The 16,752-nt window shown below is 71.2% G+C and carries 13 protein-coding genes; 7 read left to right on the plus strand and 6 right to left on the minus strand.

Annotated features, from left to right (window positions below):
* Positions 1 to 746: 746 nt before the first annotated feature.
* Positions 747 to 1,271, minus strand: a complete 525-nt coding sequence (locus tag ACYVOO_RS17550; protein WP_461016693.1) for an LOG family protein — start codon at positions 1,269 to 1,271, stop codon at positions 747 to 749.
* A gap of 22 nt (positions 1,272 to 1,293) precedes the next feature.
* Between ACYVOO_RS17550 and ACYVOO_RS17555 the strand changes: the two genes are divergently transcribed.
* On the plus strand, positions 1,294 to 3,273 hold the full coding sequence (locus ACYVOO_RS17555; protein WP_461016570.1) for an NAD-binding protein: 1,980 nt from the start codon (positions 1,294 to 1,296) through the stop codon (positions 3,271 to 3,273).
* 54 nt (positions 3,274 to 3,327) lie between these two features.
* Positions 3,328 to 4,545: a helix-turn-helix domain-containing protein gene (locus ACYVOO_RS17560; protein WP_461016571.1), complete on the plus strand. Its 1,218-nt coding sequence runs from the start codon at positions 3,328 to 3,330 to the stop codon at positions 4,543 to 4,545.
* Between the two features lie 138 nt (positions 4,546 to 4,683).
* On the opposite strand, the gene ACYVOO_RS17565 is transcribed toward ACYVOO_RS17560, so the two are convergent.
* Positions 4,684 to 6,381 carry a glycine/sarcosine N-methyltransferase gene (locus ACYVOO_RS17565; RefSeq protein WP_461016694.1) on the minus strand — a complete coding sequence of 566 codons (1,698 nt, stop codon included), beginning with the start codon at positions 6,379 to 6,381 and terminating at the stop codon, positions 4,684 to 4,686.
* A 245-nt stretch (positions 6,382 to 6,626) separates the two neighbouring features.
* Between ACYVOO_RS17565 and ACYVOO_RS17570 the strand changes: the two genes are divergently transcribed.
* Positions 6,627 to 7,625 (plus strand): rod shape-determining protein, encoded by a 999-nt coding sequence (locus tag ACYVOO_RS17570; RefSeq protein ID WP_461016572.1) that lies wholly within the window; start codon positions 6,627 to 6,629, stop codon positions 7,623 to 7,625.
* A gap of 1,418 nt (positions 7,626 to 9,043) precedes the next feature.
* On the opposite strand, the gene mnmA is transcribed toward ACYVOO_RS17570, so the two are convergent.
* On the minus strand, positions 9,044 to 10,264 hold the full coding sequence (mnmA, locus tag ACYVOO_RS17575; RefSeq protein WP_461016573.1) for a tRNA 2-thiouridine(34) synthase MnmA: 1,221 nt from the start codon (positions 10,262 to 10,264) through the stop codon (positions 9,044 to 9,046).
* A 54-nt stretch (positions 10,265 to 10,318) separates the two neighbouring features.
* Between mnmA and ACYVOO_RS17580 the strand changes: the two genes are divergently transcribed.
* Complete coding sequence (locus tag ACYVOO_RS17580; RefSeq protein ID WP_461016574.1) at positions 10,319 to 10,990, plus strand: N-acetylmuramoyl-L-alanine amidase; 672 nt, start codon at positions 10,319 to 10,321, stop codon at positions 10,988 to 10,990.
* A gap of 190 nt (positions 10,991 to 11,180) precedes the next feature.
* A complete protein-coding gene (locus ACYVOO_RS17585) occupies positions 11,181 to 11,846 on the plus strand; it encodes a biliverdin-producing heme oxygenase (RefSeq protein ID WP_461016575.1) in 666 nt (221 codons plus the stop codon).
* Between the two features lie 292 nt (positions 11,847 to 12,138).
* Here the strand turns inward: ACYVOO_RS17585 and ACYVOO_RS17590 are convergent, their stop codons facing one another.
* Together ACYVOO_RS17590 and ACYVOO_RS17595 are read right to left on the minus strand one after the other, a co-directional pair.
* Entirely contained in the window at positions 12,139 to 12,384 is a 246-nt protein-coding gene (locus ACYVOO_RS17590) for a hypothetical protein (RefSeq protein ID WP_461016576.1), read from the minus strand.
* 179 nt (positions 12,385 to 12,563) lie between these two features.
* Positions 12,564 to 13,742: a cysteine desulfurase family protein gene (locus ACYVOO_RS17595; protein WP_461016577.1), complete on the minus strand. Its 1,179-nt coding sequence runs from the start codon at positions 13,740 to 13,742 to the stop codon at positions 12,564 to 12,566.
* Between the two features lie 262 nt (positions 13,743 to 14,004).
* On the opposite strand from ACYVOO_RS17595, the gene ACYVOO_RS17600 reads away from it, so the two are divergent.
* Entirely contained in the window at positions 14,005 to 15,246 is a 1,242-nt protein-coding gene (locus tag ACYVOO_RS17600; protein ID WP_461016578.1) for a hypothetical protein, read from the plus strand.
* Positions 15,247 to 15,423: 177 nt separating this feature from the next.
* Entirely contained in the window at positions 15,424 to 15,714 is a 291-nt protein-coding gene (locus tag ACYVOO_RS17605) for a holin (RefSeq protein ID WP_461016579.1), read from the plus strand.
* Between the two features lie 27 nt (positions 15,715 to 15,741).
* Here the strand turns inward: ACYVOO_RS17605 and ACYVOO_RS17610 are convergent, their stop codons facing one another.
* Positions 15,742 to 16,602, minus strand: coding sequence for a thermonuclease family protein (locus ACYVOO_RS17610; protein WP_461016580.1), 861 nt, complete (start codon positions 16,600 to 16,602; stop codon positions 15,742 to 15,744).
* Positions 16,603 to 16,752 lie beyond the last annotated feature (150 nt).

Below are 16,752 nucleotides of genomic sequence, written 5' to 3' on the forward strand. Positions count from 1 at the left end.
CTCCACAGGGCAACCTGTCCCGCGCAACACCCTCGGCGAAGGGGTGCGCCTACCCGGTTGCCCCCTGGGGTCTCGTTCGCGTGCTGCGGGCCGGTGGGTGGGTTGTGCCCACCCTCCCCCAGCTACCGCTGGGCGGTGCCCCCTCGCCATGCGGAACGCCTGCCCACAACGATGGTGGGCCGTCGCCGTCGGCTTCCCGTGGCAGGGCTGGGCCCCTCCAGTACGGCACCGGTCCACAACGTGGGAACAAGCGGAGGAGGCACCGGCTGGAGGTTGGCCACCGGGTGGGAGGGGACGTGGTGGGGTGTCCCCGCAAGTGGTGGCGACGAGTATGTACAGACAGCCGAAAAGCCGACACCACGGCACCGACCCCCACCACACACCAACCCCACAACCACGGTCGCAACCCAGAATCACGCGGCGCCAGCCGCGTACTACCGGTCCATACGCCGCGCCGTAGCCACACAGCCGCACCCGGCGAAGAGACCGCACCCCCGCGCAGCGTCCCGCACCCCGTGCAGCCGCACAAAAATCAGCGCGGGACCCTACGGCACCCACCACACCGGCGAACCGTCCCGCGCAACACCCCCGACGAACGGGCCAACCCCCCGTTTCAATCCGCCCCCCGTGAAGAGGGACACACCCCGAAAGGCGCCCCTCTGTGTGAGAGGAGGACCCTGTGAGGCCATCACCCCGTGCCCCGTGAAGCGGCACCCCCGGTGAAGCGGCAACCCCCCGTTTCATTGTCAGCCCGTGAGGGCTGAAAGCGCGTCAGCGCCCGTGTCGGCGAAGACGACCAGTTCGGACAGCGGGCGCGGGAGGAATCCCTCCGCCTCCATGCGCCGCATCTGCTGCTCCAGCCCGTCGTAGAAACCGGCGGTGTTCAAGACGACCACCGGCTTCACATGCATCCCGTGCTTCTTCAGCTCCAGGATCTCGGTCGCCTCGTCGAGCGTCCCCGTGCCCCCCACCATCACCACGATCGCGTCGGCGCGCTGCAACAGCAGCGCCTTCCGCTCGGCGAGGTCGGCGGTGATGATCATCTCGTCGGCGCCCTCGCGGGCCTTGGCCGCCAGGAACTCTACGGAGATCCCCACCAGCCGTCCCCCGGCCCCCTGCACCCCGTCCGCGACGACCTTCATCAGGCCCACGTCGGAGCCTCCCCAGACGAGGCTGTGTCCGCGCTTGCCGATAAGCTCGGCGAACTCACGGGCAGGTTCGGTGTACACGGCGTCGAGTTCGGCGGCGGAGCAGAAGACACAGATGTTCAGGGGGGAACTGTCCTTGGCGACCATGGACAGCAGCCTAAGCCGCGGCCGTCCTGGCGTTCACGCCGGTCACATGGTCGTCTGCGGTGACAATTCGCTCGCGCAGCGGCTCTCCCGGGAGCTGGCCACCGTGTACGGGCAGCGCGTCACCGTCGTGCTCCCTTCGCTGCGCGGCGGCGATCACGGGCCGCAGATCGCGGAGCTGGTGGAGAACGCGGAGCTGCGCGTCGAGGCCGTGGAGGCCAGCATTCCGGACGATGCGGCGCTGCTGCGCGCCGGCGTCGAGCGGGCCAGCGCGCTGGCGCTGACATCGGGCGACGACCAGCTCAACATCCACATCGCGCTGCGCGCCCGTCGCATCAACCCCGAACTGCGCCTGGTCATCAGGATGTTCAACCCGACGCTGGGCGGCTATCTGGAGGACCTGCTGGACCGGGCCGTGCGCGTGCGGCGCCCAGGCCTGGACCGCAGGGCGCTCGACGCGACGACCACGGTGCTCTCGGACTCCGACACGGCCGCGCCCTCGCTCGTCGCCGCCGCCGTCGTCGGCAGCGACAAGATCGTGTACGCGGAGGGACTGCTGCTGCGGGCCAAGGAACGCACCCTTGGCACCGTCGGCCGCCGCAACCCGCTGTGCACCCTCGCGCTGCTCCCCGGGCCCGAGGACTCGGACGAGGGCTGCGACGAGGAGGCCCCGGACGGCGCGGCGGCCGGGAGCGCAACCGACGGCGCCCGGCAGCGGCACGAGGGGCCCGTGCTGCTGCCGGGCGAGGAGGAGCTGGCGGGGCTGCCGCAGGACAGGGGCGCCGTCGTCCTGGAGGCGATCACGCGGCGGCCGAGCGCCTCGTCCGTGCGGGCGCCCCGGCTGCCGAGGCTGCTGGCGTTCAAGGAGCTGTTCTCGGCGCGGCTGCGGTATTCGCTGCTGGCGATGACGGCCGTGCTGCTCACGCTCGCCTCCCTGAACTGGGTGATGAGCGGTGAGACCGTGCTGCACGCCGCCTATGTGACGCTGCTGGACTTCTTCGCGATCAACGAGCCGAAGACCGACGAACCGGCCGACGAGCAGGTGCTCCAGTTGCTGGCGGGCCTCGCGGGGCTGATGATGCTGCCGCTGCTGCTGGCCGTCGTCCTGGAGAGCTACGGCGCGTTCCGCAAGGCCACCTATCTGCCGGACCCGCCGCGCGGGCTGTCGGGCCATGTGGTGCTGCTGGGGCTGGGCAAGGTCGGGACGCGGGTGCTGGACCGGCTGCTGGAGCTGGGCATCCCCGTCGTGTGCATAGAGCGGGACCACGAGGCGCGCGGCATAGCGAAGGCGCGCGCGAAGCGGGTGCCGACGTTGATCGCCGACGTGACGGAGGACGGCGTCCTGGAGGCCGCGAAGATCAAGCGGAGCCGCGCGCTGCTCGCCCTCACCAGCAACGACGGCATCAACCTGGAGGCATCGCTCTCCGCACGGCAGATCAAGCCGGGGCTGCGCGTGGTGATGCGGCTGTTCGACGACGACTTCGCCGCGACGGTCTACCGCACCCTGCGCGACACGTACCCGTCGTCCCAGACCCGCAGCCGCAGCGTCTCGGCCCTGGCCGCGCCCGCGTTCGGCGGCGCGATGATGGGCCGTCAGGTGCTGGGCGCGATCCCCGTGGGGCGGCGCGTGCTGGTCTTCGCCGTCGTGGACGTGGGCGGCAACCCGATGCTGGAGGGGCGGACGGTGGCCGAGGCGTTCGAGCCGGGCGCGTGGCGCGTCGTCGCCCTCGACGTGGCCACCGAGGACGAGCGGCGCGAGGATCTGACGTCCTTCTCCTCGACGGGCGAGGGCGAACTGGAGTGGCGGCTGCACCCGGGGCAGGTGCTGAACCCCGGCGACCGGGTCGTGGTCGCCGCGACCCGGCGCGGCCTCGGAGCCCTGCTTTCCGCAGGCGCGGGCACGACCCGCTCCCCCATCCCCGGAACGGGTGAACACCGCGTCAGCGACGCGGTGTCGGGGCGTCGCACCGATACGCGCTGACGGGCGCGGCTCCGGGCGTACCGTTTCGAGTGTCGACTCAGAACGGAGACCCGCATGCCTGAGCCCGCTGACATCAGCACCGACACCTTCGGACATCGAGTACGCCGGGCACGCGAGCGCAACGGGCAGACGAGGGCGGTTCTCGGCGGACTCGTCGGCCGAAGCGCCGCATGGGTGAAGGCCATCGAGAACGGGCGTCTCCAAGTCCCCCGTCTACCCCTGCTCCTCCACCTCGCCGACGTGCTCGGAGTGCGCGATCTCGCCGACCTGACCGGAGACGACCGCGTGACCGCCGCCAGTGCCACCAAGGGCGCGCACGCCGCGCTGCCCGCCGTCAGTGCGGCGCTGACCGACTACCGGCTGTCCAGCGCCGGGGAAGTCCCCCAGAGCGCCGACGAGCTGAGCCGTCGCGTCACGCACGCCTGGGCTGTGTGGCACGGCAGCGGACAACACCGCAGCCGCGTCGCCGAGGTCCTGCCCAACCTGCTCGCGGATGCCCAGCACTCGGCCCGCGCCCTCGACGGCGCCGATCGGCGCCGCGCGCTGATCGCGCTCGCCGAGACCTACCACCTGGCGCAGCTCTACCTGAGCTTCCAGCCCGCTCCCGAACTGGTCATGCTCACCGGCGATCGGGCCATGGCGGCAGCCCAGGACGCCGACAGCCCACGCGCGATGGCTGCCGCCGCCTGGTACATGAACCACGTGTTCCGCGACGCGGGCGAACGGCACGAGGCACGGGTCGATCTCGCGATGAAGGCCGCGGACCTGCTGAGGCCCGGACACGCGCCGGAAGACCTGGCGCGCTGGGGGATGCTGCACCTGGCCGCAGCCCTGTCGTACGCGAAGGTCGGCCGCAGGGGGGACGCCGAGCGGTTCTGGGAGCGGGCCGACGACGCCGCGCGCCGCCTCGGCGACGGCTACACCCACCCCTACCTGATCTTCGGCCGGGACATGGTCGACGCGTACGCCGTCACCATGCGGGCCGACCTCGTCCAGCCAGGGGCGGCGGTCCAGGCGGCGAATGCCGTGACTGTCGACAACATGCCGTCGGCGACCCGCCGCAGCTTCCACGAGATCGAGATGGCCCGTGCGTACGCGTTGCGGGGAGAGAAGGTCGCCGTGCTGCACCTGCTGAAGCGCGCGTTCGCGCACTCCCCGGAGACCATCCGGTACAACCTGTTCGCGCAGGCCACGCTCCGGGAGACGCCGGACACCGGAGTGGTACGGGACGACTTGCGGTATCTGCGCTCGCAGCTGGGGATCACAGGGTAAGGGGCCCGTCCGGGGGCCGACGGTGGCGGGCGATTTGCGCCCGGAACGGGCGAACACCGCGCCGTAGACGCGGTGTTCGCCCCTCGTTCTCACCGGGCACCCGGCCAGCGCCAGGGCCCAGCGGCCAGCGGCCGGCGACTAGCGGCGGTAGTGGAAGATGCCCCACGTGAGGTGCTTCGCGCGTCCGCCGTCGACCCAGTGGCCCAGGCCCTTCTTCATCGAGGTGAGGTAGTCCGAGCTGACCCGCTGGCCCAGTCCCTCGCCCTCCTGGCGCTCCGTCTCCTCCAGGACGCGCCCGTAGTGGTTGACGAGCTGGTCCCGGTGCTCCTCGAAGCCGTCGCCCTCGACGGGGGTGAACCCGAGCCTCTTGAGGTTGCGGCCGTAGAAGTCGGGCGAGCCCATGTCGTCCAGGTGGATGCGGTCCAGGATGGGCTGGAGCACCTCCTCCGGGCAGCCGTCGGCGGCCATGGGGTCGGTGAAGATGAGCTGGCCGCCCTTCTTCAGCACCCGCGCCACCTCCTCCAGCACGCGCAGCCGGTTGCCGCTGTGCAGGAAGGCGTCCTGGGACCAGATGACGTCCACGCTGTCATCGGGGTACGGGATGCTCTCGAAGGAGCCGTCCGTCACCTCGATCTTGTCGGTGAGCCCGCGCTGCGCGTTCAGTTCGCGGGCGCGCTGGTTCTCGACCTCGCTCAGGTTGAGCGCGAGGACGCGGCAGCCGTGGTTCTCGGCGAGATAGCGCGCCGAGCCGCCGAAGCCCGAGCCGAGGTCGAGCACAACCGATTCCTCGGTCAGCCCGAGCTTGCCCGCCATCCGCGCGACGGTGCGGCGGCTGGCGTCGGCTATCGGCTCCTTGTCGCCCTCGTAGAGGCCGATGTGGATGTCCTCGCCGCCCCAGACCGCCGAGTAGAACGTGTCGGCGTCCGGGGAGTTGTAGTAGCTGCGGGCCGTACTGACGACGGAGGAGTACGCGTCCTCCGCGTCCTCCATGCGGTACTCCTTCTCCGCCACGTGGACGAAGAAGTCGGGCTGCTCGTCCTTGTACGTGTGCTGGAAGTCGCCGTACGTCTCCACCCGCTGGAACCCGACCTCGGACATGAGGCGACGGGTGTAGTCCTTGCGGAGCGGGAACATGTTGAGGTGGTAGACGGAGTTGTCGTGGAAGTTGTACCGCATGCGGCACAGCCCCTCGTCCAGGAACTCCGGCTCCACCGAGACGTCCTCGCCGCAGTAGTAGAAGGTGTGCTTGCTTGAGTATCCCCGGTCCAGCATCGCGTCGTAGTTACGCTGATCCAGGATGAGGATTCCGTCGTGCTTCAGCATCGCGTAGAACTCCGCAAGTGCCTTTCGACGGTCACGCTCCGAGAAGAGATGGGTGAAGGAATTTCCCAGACAGACGATCGCGTCGTACTCGCCGTGAACGTCACGGTTGAGCCAACGCCAGTCCGCCTGCACGACGCGCAGAATGTGATCGCCGTGCTTCATTCCATTTTCGAAGGCCATCGCGAGCATATCGGCACTGCCGTCCGCGCTCACGGTCTCGAAACCGGCCTCCAGCAGACGCACCGAGTGGAACCCGGTGCCCGTCGCGACGTCGAGTACGCTCCGCACCCCGCGCTTGCGCAGCAGGTCGATGAAGAAATTGCCTTCGCTCTGTGTTCTCTTCTCCCAGTCTATGAGAGAGTCCCACTTCTCGACGAAGCTAGGTACGTATTCTTCGGTGTAGTGCCCGGTTTCCCGGACCTCCACGGGGTTGTCTCCGAACTCCTGTACCGGTCGCGCGGTAATGACGAAACCTCCACTAGCGAGACGGTGGCCTACGGCGCGGCCACCCAGGACGCCTCAATCGCCAGGTCACGGGAACCGCGCTCGGACTCAGCGCATACCTATCCGAGCCCACGAGATCTATGCCACCAACTGCCGGACACACCGGTTTCATTGATGTAAAAAGGCGCTCCGACCAGCATCTTCACCGTCCCAGATTTCCGGGGCCCCGCCCGCACGTAAACCAGGACAGTTGGGTATGCTGCGATCCCAGCACGACAATTCGGCACAGCACGCACCGAACACGGCGAGACCACATGGCTAAGAGCACCTCGTTCAGCACCCGCGACATCGGCATAGATCTCGGCACGGCCAACACCCTGGTCTATGCCAGAGGGCGTGGGGTGATCCTCAACGAACCCTCCGTCGTCGCCGTCGACTCCCGCAGCGGAAAGGTCCTCGCCGTCGGCACCGAGGCCAAGGAGGCGGTGGGCCGCACCCCCGGCACGATCACGGCGACGCGCCCGCTCAAGGGCGGCGTCATCACGGACTTCGAGGCGACGGAGGGGATGCTGCGGCACTTCATCCGCGCGGCGAAGGTCGGCCGCGTCCGCTCCCCGCGCGTGATCGTCTGCGTGCCGAGCGGGGTGACGGGCGTGGAGCGGCGCGCGGTGCTCCAGACCGCGACGCGGGCCGGGGCACGGTCCGTGCACCTCATCGAGGAGCCGATGGCCGCGGCGATCGGCGCGGGGCTGCCGGTGCACGAGGCGCGCGGCTCGATGGTCGTGGACATCGGCGGCGGCAGCACGGAGATCGCGATCATCTCGCTGGGCGGCATGGTCGCGACGCACTCAGCCCGTATCGCGGGGGACGCGCTGGACGCGGCCATAGCGTCGTACATCGAGACACACCACGCGATGGCCGTCGGCGAGCGCACGGCGGAGGAGATCAAGATGTCCCTCGGTACGGGTGAGAGCTTCCCCGTGCGGGGGCGGGACAAGAACACCGGCATGCCCAAGACCGTCGAACTGGACGCGGCGGCGATCGAGGAGGCGGTGGAAAAACCGGTCACCGCGATCATCGACGCGGTACGCACCGCGTTCACCGAGTGCCCGCCCGAACTGTACGGCGACATCATGGAACGCGGCATCGTCCTCACCGGTGGCGGTGCGCTGCTGCACGGGCTGGACGAGCGGCTGGCGGAGGCGACGGGAATGCCGGTCATCGTCGCCGACGAGCCTCTGGGCTGCGTGGCCGTTGGCACGGGGCGCTGCCTCGAGGAGTTCGACAAACTGGGCTCGGGGGCGGTGGCGTAACACTCCCTTCGCGGGGTGCGGAAGGAAACGGGGGGTTACCCCTTCACCGGTTGCGCTCCCTCACAGGGCACGACGTTGACCGCCTCACGGGGTGCGTGTTTCTCGTGGGGGTGCGCCTGCTGTGGGTGCCCCTTTGGGGGTTCGTTCGCGTGGTGCGGGCCGGTGGCACGGGTTGTGCCCACCCGTCCCGCCGACGGGACGATTGCCCACAACAGTTTCGGCGCCGTCGCCTGGCGGGGTGCCGTCGTGTGGCTTGGCGTCGTGTTCGGGTGCGGCTGTGTGGCTCCGGCGCGGCGTATGGACCGGCACGACGCGGCTGGCGCCGCGTGGTTCTTGGCTTGCGCCGGTGGCCGTGTGGGGTGCCTGTGTGGTGGGGGTCGGCGCCGCGCCGGGGTGTCTCCTCGGCGTGAAGGTTTCGTTGTCGGCTTTCGGCCGGTGACTTTCTCGACCTGCGGGGACACCCCACCGCGTCCCCTCCCACCCGGTGGCCAACCTCCGGCCGGTGGCCCCCGAGGCTGTTCCCATGCTGTGTGCCCGCACAGCACCACTGCCGTGCGCCCGCCCCCGGTGCCTCGTCGGCACCAGTGCGCCACTGCCGTGCGCCTGCCTGGACGCCTCGCCGGAGGGGCTCCGCCCCTGCGGGCGGCGCCTTGGTGGTGACGGTGCCACCCCTGTTGTGCGCCCGCCCCTGCTGCGGGCGGCACCACCCCTGTTGTGCGCCCGCCCCGTGCCGCACCCGAGGCGCCCAGCCCAGCCACCCCTGTTGTGGGCAAGCGTCCCGCTCGGCGGGACGGGTGGGCACAACCCGTGCCACCGGCCCGCAGCACGCGAACGAAACCCCAGGGGGCAACCCGGTAGGCGCACCCCCGCACCGGGGGCGTTGCACGGACAGTCAGCCCGGGGTGTGGGGACCGTAGGGTCCCGCGCTGGGGGTGGGCCGCCACACGGCAAGGCGACACAGTCGCACCCCGCGAAGAGGGGGTGGGCCTCGGCCGACCCGGAACCGGGCAGTGGGCCACCGGCGGGACGGGGACGGGGTGGGGTGTCCCCGCAGGTCGAGAAAGTCACCGGCCGAGAGCCGTAAACGAAACCTTCACGCCGAGGAGACACCCCACCCCGGCACCGGACACCCAAGAACACGCGCCCACAACCACGGCCGAAACCCGGAATCACGCGGCGCAAGCCGCGAACTACCGATCCACACGCCGCGCCGAAGCCACCCACCCGCACCCGGAAACGGCACCCAGCCCAGCGCAGCGCCCCGTGCTGCGGCACAAAAACCAGCGCGGGACCCTACGGTGCCCACCTGAGACGTCAGCCGTCCCGCGCAACACCCCCGTGAAGCGGAGGAACCCCTCACCGCAGCCGCGCCACCCGCACAGCGCACCCCTACGTGAGAGGAGCACCCCGTGCAGGCCTCACCTCGCACCCCGTGCAGGGGTGCGGCCCGGTGAAGGGGCAACCCCCCGTTTCCTGCCGCCCCCCGCGAAGGGAGCCGCACCCCGCGAAGGGGGACGTTCCGTTGAGGCGATCGTCGCGGAGCCCACCACGCGCGTGCCGTCGTACAGCACGATCGCCTGCCCCGGCGCCACCCCACGCTCGGGCTCACTGAACCGCACCCTCAGCACACCCGTACCGTCGGCGCCCGGCTCGAGTTCCGCGCTGACCTCGGTCTCCCCACCGTGCGCACGGAGCTGAGCGGTGTAGTTTCCCGCGCCCGCCGGAGGCGCCCCGCACCAGCGGGGCCTGACCGCCGTCAGCGCGATGACGTCCAGCGCGGCGGCCGGGCCCACGGTGACGGTGTTGTCGACGGGCGAGATGTCCAGGACGTAGCGGGGCTTGCCGTCGGCCGCCGGGTGGCCGATGCGCAGGCCCTTGCGCTGGCCGATCGTGAAGCCGTACGCGCCCTCGTGCGTGCCCAGCTTCTGGCCGTCCTCGTCGACGATGTCGCCCTCCGACCTGCCGAGACGGTTCGCGAGGAAGCCCTGGGTGTCGCCGTCGGCGATGAAGCAGATGTCGTGGCTGTCGGGCTTCTTGGCGACGGCGAGGCCCCGCCGCTCGGCCTCGGCGCGGATCTCGTCCTTCGTGGTGAGCGTGTCGCCGAGCGGGAACATGGCGTGCGCGAGCTGCCGCTCGTCCAGCACCCCGAGCACATAGCTCTGGTCCTTGGCCGCGTCGCTCGCGCGGTGGAGTTCGCGGGTGCCGTCCTCGCGGGTGACGACGGTGGCGTAGTGGCCTGTGCAGACGGCGTCGAAGCCGAGGGCGAGCGCCTTGTCGAGGAGGGCCGCGAATTTGATCTTCTCGTTGCAGCGCAGGCACGGGTTGGGTGTGCGCCCCGCCTCGTACTCGGCGACGAAGTCCTCGACCACGTCCTCACGGAAGCGTTCGGCGAGGTCCCACACGTAGAACGGGATGCCGATGACGTCGGCGGCGCGGCGCGCGTCGCGGGAGTCCTCGACCGTGCAGCAGCCGCGCGCGCCCGTACGGAACGACTGCGGGTTGGCGGAGAGGGCCAGGTGGACACCGGTGACGTCGTGTCCTGCTTCGGCGGCGCGGGCGGCGGCGACGGCGGAGTCGACGCCGCCGGACATGGCGGCGAGCACACGGAGACGGCGCGGGCGGCTGGGGGTGTCAGTCATAACCTCTCCAGGGTAGACGGAACCGCCCGGCCACTCGCGGGCGTTATGCGGAGCATGGAACGGATCTCTCGGCGCGCCCTGGTCCTCGGAGGCGCCGGCGCGGTGGCGTTGGGCACAGCAGGGGCGCTGACCTGGGACAAGGGCTCGCGTCTGTGGTGGCGGCTGCCCGGCGTGGACAAGCAGCGAACGGAAGGTGAGGTCGATTACCCCGGTGCCAAGTGGGTCCCCGCCTCGGCGGCGAACCTCCGCACGGCGGACCGCCCCGATGATTACGCGGTCGACCGCATCGTCATTCATGTGACCCAGAGCAACTTCGCGACGGCCGTCAAGGTCTTCCGCGATCCCCTGCACGCCGCCGCCGCGCACTATGTCGTCCGCGCCGGTGACGGGCACATCACGCAGATGGTGCGGGAGCTGGACGTGGCGTTCCAGGCGGGGAACCGCGCGTACAACGAGCGGAGCATCGGCATCGAGCACGAGGGGTTCGTGGACAAGCCGCAGGATTTCACGGCCGCGATGTACGAGTCCTCGGCGCGGCTCTCGGCCGACATCTGCGCCCGCTACGACTTCCCCGTCGACCGCACGCACATCGTGGGCCACGTCGAGGTCCCGGGCACCGATCACACCGATCCAGGGCCGCACTGGGACTGGGACCGGTACATGGATCTCGTCGCGCGCAGCCGTAAGAACGTGCCGGGGGCGCGGCACCGGAAGGCCGTGGAGTAGGCGTCGCGGATGCGTCACGGAGGCGTCGGGCGAGGTGAGCGAGGGGGTTCGGGAGCGCGGTGCGGGGCAGGCTTTTCCCGACGACCTGTCGGCAAAACATTGACTTAGGCAAGCCTAAGTAGGAGAGTGCACGGAGAACGCCCCGTGTTCCCCGCACGTCGCGCCGCCGCTTCCGCACCGGAGGGTGACCTTGTCCGTATCCGACGCCATCCCGTTCTCCACGCTGATCCGGACCGCCTCGCACGAGCAGCACACCGAGGCGGAGAACGCCTCGTTCATGTCGGAGATGCTCGGCGGCAGGCTGGGTGTGGAGGCGTACGCGCGCTACACCGAGCAGCTCTGGTTCGTCTACCGCGCCCTGGAGGAACCGGCGGAAGCCCTCGCCGGCGACCCGGTGGCCGGGCCCTTCATCCGGCCCGGCCTCTTCCGGCTGCCCTCCCTGGAGCGGGACCTGACCCACATGTACGGCGGCGAGGGCTGGCGCGGGAGCGCCGCGCCGCTCCCGGCCACCGCCGCCTACGCGGCCCGGGTCGCCGAGCTGGCCCGCGAGTGGCCCGGTGGCTATCTCGCCCACCACTACACCCGCTATCTGGGTGACCTCTCCGGCGGCCAGATCATCCGGGGCACGGCGGAGAAGACCTGGGGCTTCGCGCGCAAGGGTGACGGCGTGCGGTTCTACGTCTTCGAGGAGATCGGCAACCCGGCGGCGTTCAAGCGCGAGTACCGTGCGCTGCTGGACGCGGTGCCGGCCGACGATCTGGAGAAGCAGCGCATCGTGGACGAGTGCAAGCACGCCTTCGCGCTGAACACGGCCGTCTTCCACGAGCTGGGCGATCACTTCCGCGTGAGCGCCTGAACCGGCGCGTCCAGGGCACCCGGGGCTACTGGAGCACCCGGACCCCTGCCAACCACACCGGGCCCTGCGCTCACGCGCACCACGGGCCCCGCACGGCTCCGCCGCCCCTGTGGCGGCGGATGCGACGGCGCATGCTGGTCGCGCCGCCGCGTGAGGAGGGCTGACGGTCCAGCCCTCCGGTCGTACGCCGTGGGTCTTCCAGGCCCTGGGCCCACGGCGTACGGCCTCCGGACACGCGACGGGCCGGTCCCGGCCGCTGCGGCAGGGACCGGCCCGTCGGGGACCGGAGAGATCAGTTCATTTCCAGGTCACCGAACACGAGGCCCGTGTTGAGGCTGTCCTCGTAGTCGACGCGGATGCTCTCGTCCTGGTTACCGGCCTCGGTGTCGTGGTCACCTTCGTACCAGCTACTGGTCGACGAGTTGTGGCTCAGTGCGTTGTTGTCGTCGCCGTCGTCGGCCTGCGCCGAGGCGGTGCCGAAGGCCGCGAGCCCGAGAATGGCGACGCCCACGACGAGGGGGCGGAGTGCAGTACGCATGCGGAACAACCTTCCATGAAGGGGACGAACGCTTCCCAATCTCCGCGAACCTCATGTATCGCGCGAATTGACACGCTAATAGGGCGAAAATCTGACCCCGTTCGGCCCAATGCCCCCGGTGACCCCGATGCGGCCCGGTGGCCCCCATGAGGCCGACAATCCCGACGAGGGTCAGGGCGCTAGCTGAGGCCCGCGCTGCGGGCCCGCTCCACCGCCGGACCGATCGCCTCGGCCAGTGCCTCCACGTCCGCCTTGCCCGAGCTGTGCCCGAGCGAGAAGCGCAGCGTCCCCCTGGCGAGCCGGGGGTCGGCGCCCGTCGCGAGCAGTACGTGGCTGGGCTGGGCGACCCCGGCCGTGCAGGCCGAGCCCGTCGAGCACTCGATGCCCTGCGCGTCCAGCAACAGCAGCAGCGAGTCGCCCTCGCACCCTGGGAAGGAGAAGTGCGCGTTGCCGGGGAGCCGTCCCGCCGGGTCCGGGTCGCCGTTGAGCACCGCGTCGGGCACGGCGGCGCGCACGGCGTCGATGAGCGCGTCCCGCAGCGCGGACGCGTCGCGCGCGAAGTCCGCGCGCCGCTCGGCCGACAGCTCGGCCGCCGTCGCGAAGGCGGCGACGGCGGGCACGTCCAGCGTCCCCGAGCGCACGTCGCGCTCCTGTCCGCCGCCGTGCAGCAGGGGCACGGGCGCGTACTCGCGCCCCAGCAGCAGCGCGCCGACCCCGTACGGGCCGCCGATCTTGTGCCCCGTCAGCGTCAGCGCGGCGAGCCCCGAGCCGCCGAAGACGACCTCTTCCTGGCCGACGGCCTGCACCGCGTCGGAGTGCAGCGGCACCCCGAACTCCCCGGCGACGGCGGCCAGTTCACGCATCGGCATGACGGTGCCGATCTCGTTGTTCGCCCACATCACGGTGGCCAGCGCCACGGTGGACGGGTCCCGCTCGACGGCCTCGCGCAGCGCGTCCGGGTGCACGCGCCCGTAGGCGTCGACGGGCAGCCACTCGACGGTGGCGCCCTCGTGGTCGGCGAGCCAGTGGACCGCGTCGAGGACCGCGTGGTGCTCGACGGGGCTGGCCAGCACCCTCGTGCGGCGCGGGTCCTCGGCGCGACGGGACCAGTAGAGGCCCTTCACCGCGAGGTTGTCGGCCTCCGTGCCGCCCGAGGTGAAGACCACCTCGCTCGGGCGCGCTCCGAGCGAGGCGGCGAGCGCTTCTCTCGCCTCCTCGACGGTGCGTCGCGCTCGCCTCCCCGAGCCGTGCAGCGAGGAGGCGTTCCCGACGACGGCGAGCTGGGCCGCCATCGTCCGCACCGCCTCCGGGAACATCGGGGTGGTGGCGGCATGATCGAGGTAGGCAGAGTGGGCCATGATGTGCTCGATTCTACGAGTCCCCGGCGCGAACGCGCCGGTCGCGCCCACGGTCCTGACACCCCGGAGGGCGGTGGCGGACGGCGGCGGACGCGCCGGGTCCGGGGCGCCCGGGGCCTGTTAGCCTCTCGGGGCCGCCCGGCCGTCGAGATCGTGACGCGGCGCACGGATCATCACACGGTGCACAGCGCACGGGCCCCGCGCGGGCGCGCTGACCGTCCACACCGGGACACACACCGGGACACATCGGGGGAGAAGCGGAATGCCACAGATACGGGCACTGAGCAAGGGTGCGCGGATCACGGGAGGCGTCTTCGCCCTCCTGTTCGCGCTCCAGACCTGGTCGTGGGTGGTGTACGACATCGCCAACCTCGGCTTCGGCACCTGCTGGGACATGTGGGCCGGAGCCGTCAGCGCCGGGGGCGGGCCGCATCTGGAGGCCATGCCCGCGACGACCGCGACGGACCTCGGCCTCGGACTGCTCCAGCTCGCCGCCGTCTTCGCGGCGTTCACCGGCGCCTGGACGTCGGGCGGACTGCTCACGGTGATGGCCGTGCTGACCTTCTCCTACCGGCTGCCGGTGATCTGGCACGCGGGCGCGCACACCCGCTCGACGCCGTTCTACGTCTTCCCCCGCTTCTTCGGCGACTCCTCGCTCGACGTCGCGATGGCCACCAGCGCCCTGTCCACGCTCCTCACCCCCGTACTGTTCATCGTGCTGCTGGCGGGCATACGCCCCTGGCCCGCTCCCCCGCGCCCCACCGCCCTCGTCGGCCCTGACGGGCTGCCCGTCCAGACCGCGCAGGAGCCCGAGCCGCCGCTGCCGAGCGAGTCGCCGCAGCACCCGACGGGCCCCGGCGCCGCCGTGGCCGGGGGCTATCTCGCCGTGCTGTGCGCCTTCAGCCTGGGCTGGTGCGTCTATCTCCTGATCGACACCGACTTCCAGACCTGGCTCTCGCTCCTCACCGGCGAACACGCCCTCTTCGCGCTGCTGGACGTGGCCCCCGTCTGGGACTGGCTGACGCTGGCACCGCTGTGCGCGGTGGGTGCGCTGCTGGCCATGACGCGACGGGTATCGGCGCGCGGCTACTCGCTGGGCGTCGCGCTGGCCTCGCTGCCCGTGGCGCTGCTGGCGCTGTGGGGGCTCGTGGACCGGGGCGCCCTGTTCACCCTGGGCGAGGAGGGGCAGATCGCGAGCCTGTTCACCAAGCTGGAGCTGTTCCTGACGGTGGTGGGCGGCATCGCGCTGATCGTGCTGGCGGTGCGGCCGGGGGTGGCCGCGCGGCCTGGTGCTCCGCTTCAGGCGGGGCCGATGGGGCCCATGGGGCCGATGCCGATGGGTGCGCCGGGGCCGATGGGCCCGGCGCCCATGGGCGGGCCTGGCCAGGCGGGGGCGCCGCCGTTCCCGCAGCAGCAGCCGCCCCAGCCGTACTTCCCGCCGCAGCAGCCCCCGGCGGCCCCGCCCCAGGGCGGCGGCTTCGGCCCGCCGCCTCCGGGAGCGTAGGCGCCGCGCCCTTTCCGTACGTACGCCCGCGCACGGCCGCCGCACACCTGCGCGAGGCGGCGTACGTACCCGAAGATACGTCCCCCGTTCCGCGACACGGCCCGTCGTACGGGAGCACTCTGGTCCCTTGAAATCCCGTCGCACGGGGGAACCTTCACGCAGGGGGACGGAGCACCGATGAGGACACGTGCTTTCTGGATCGCGACCTTCGAGCGCATGATCCGCACGTTCGCGCAGACCCTGATCGCCTCGCTCGGCCTGGAGTCGACGGGCATCGTGGACGCGAACTGGGCCGACGGCCTCTCCCTCGCCGGGAGCGCCGCCGTGCTGGCGCTGCTCACCGCGGTGGCCACGTCGGGCGGTACGCACGACGGTCCCGGCCTCACCGAGCGGCCCGCGTCCGAGGGCGCGCCGAAGCCGGTGAGCCCAGCGGGGCCAGGACCGGCGGGCCCGGCCGAGCCCGCCTGAGCCGGATCGCGCCTGGCCGGTAGCGCCTCAGCCCTCCTCGAAGACCAGGTCGGTGGGCGGACGGTTCATGCGCACCGTGCTGTCGGTGACGTCCACGACGGTGCCGAAGCCCGTCGACTGCCCGTTGGAGATGATGAAGAGCCGGTCCTCGCGCTGCTCCAGATAGTCCTTGAAACCGGCGAGGGACACGTCGCCGTCGTTCAGCGCGAAGTAGTCGGCGAGCCGCCGGAACAGCTTGGGGAGGATCACCGCGTCCTCGGTCAGCGAGTCGACGCCCTGGATCTTCGCCCCCCGCTGCGTGTCGTCGCCCGGCCACAGGCCCTTGCCCGCCTCACGGGCCGCGTCCGACGCCGCCGTCAGCGCCTCGCGCAGATCGACGAAGAGCTTGCGGTAATAGGTGGGGTAGGCCAGGCCCTCCGCGATCTGATGGTGGTTCACCGTCTCCTTGAGCAGGTCGGCGTCCACGTTGACGTCGTCGCCGCTGCGCCCCGGTGCCTCGCCGCGCCCCGCGAGCGCGACGCACCTGCCGTACTTGTCGGCGCCGCGCGTCAGCACGTAGCCGGGGCGGCGCTCAGGGTGCGCGCTGGTCACGATCCCGCGCTCGTCACGCTCGACGTCCTCGAAGCCCAGCCACCCCAGCAGCGAGGCCGCGCCCTTGTCCCCGAACTCCCGCGGCTGGTGCAGCTCGCGCCCGTGCTCGGGGCGGTAGTGCGTCTCCAGCGCGTCGATTGCGTCGAGCCGGAGCTGGGCGCCGCCTGAGCGGTTGTGGCGTATTCGTCCGGGGACCTTCCGCCACTGGTCGGGATTGTCCGGGTAGAACCTCACGGAGTCCCCGTCGGGACTGGCCCCGACGACCCGGTACTCACCCTTGATCACGAGCATCGGCATAACTGCCCCCTGCCCTGCCGCGGCCTGAACCGGCGCCGTCAGTGCGCTGGTCTGCCTCACTGTGCCTTGATTGCAGCACAGGGACGGGTGTCTGCCCAGGTGTCTCGCGACAACGGGACGCGGACGTGGTGCGACGGCCCTGGGGCGACG

Source organism: Streptomyces daliensis, from assembly GCF_054782395.1.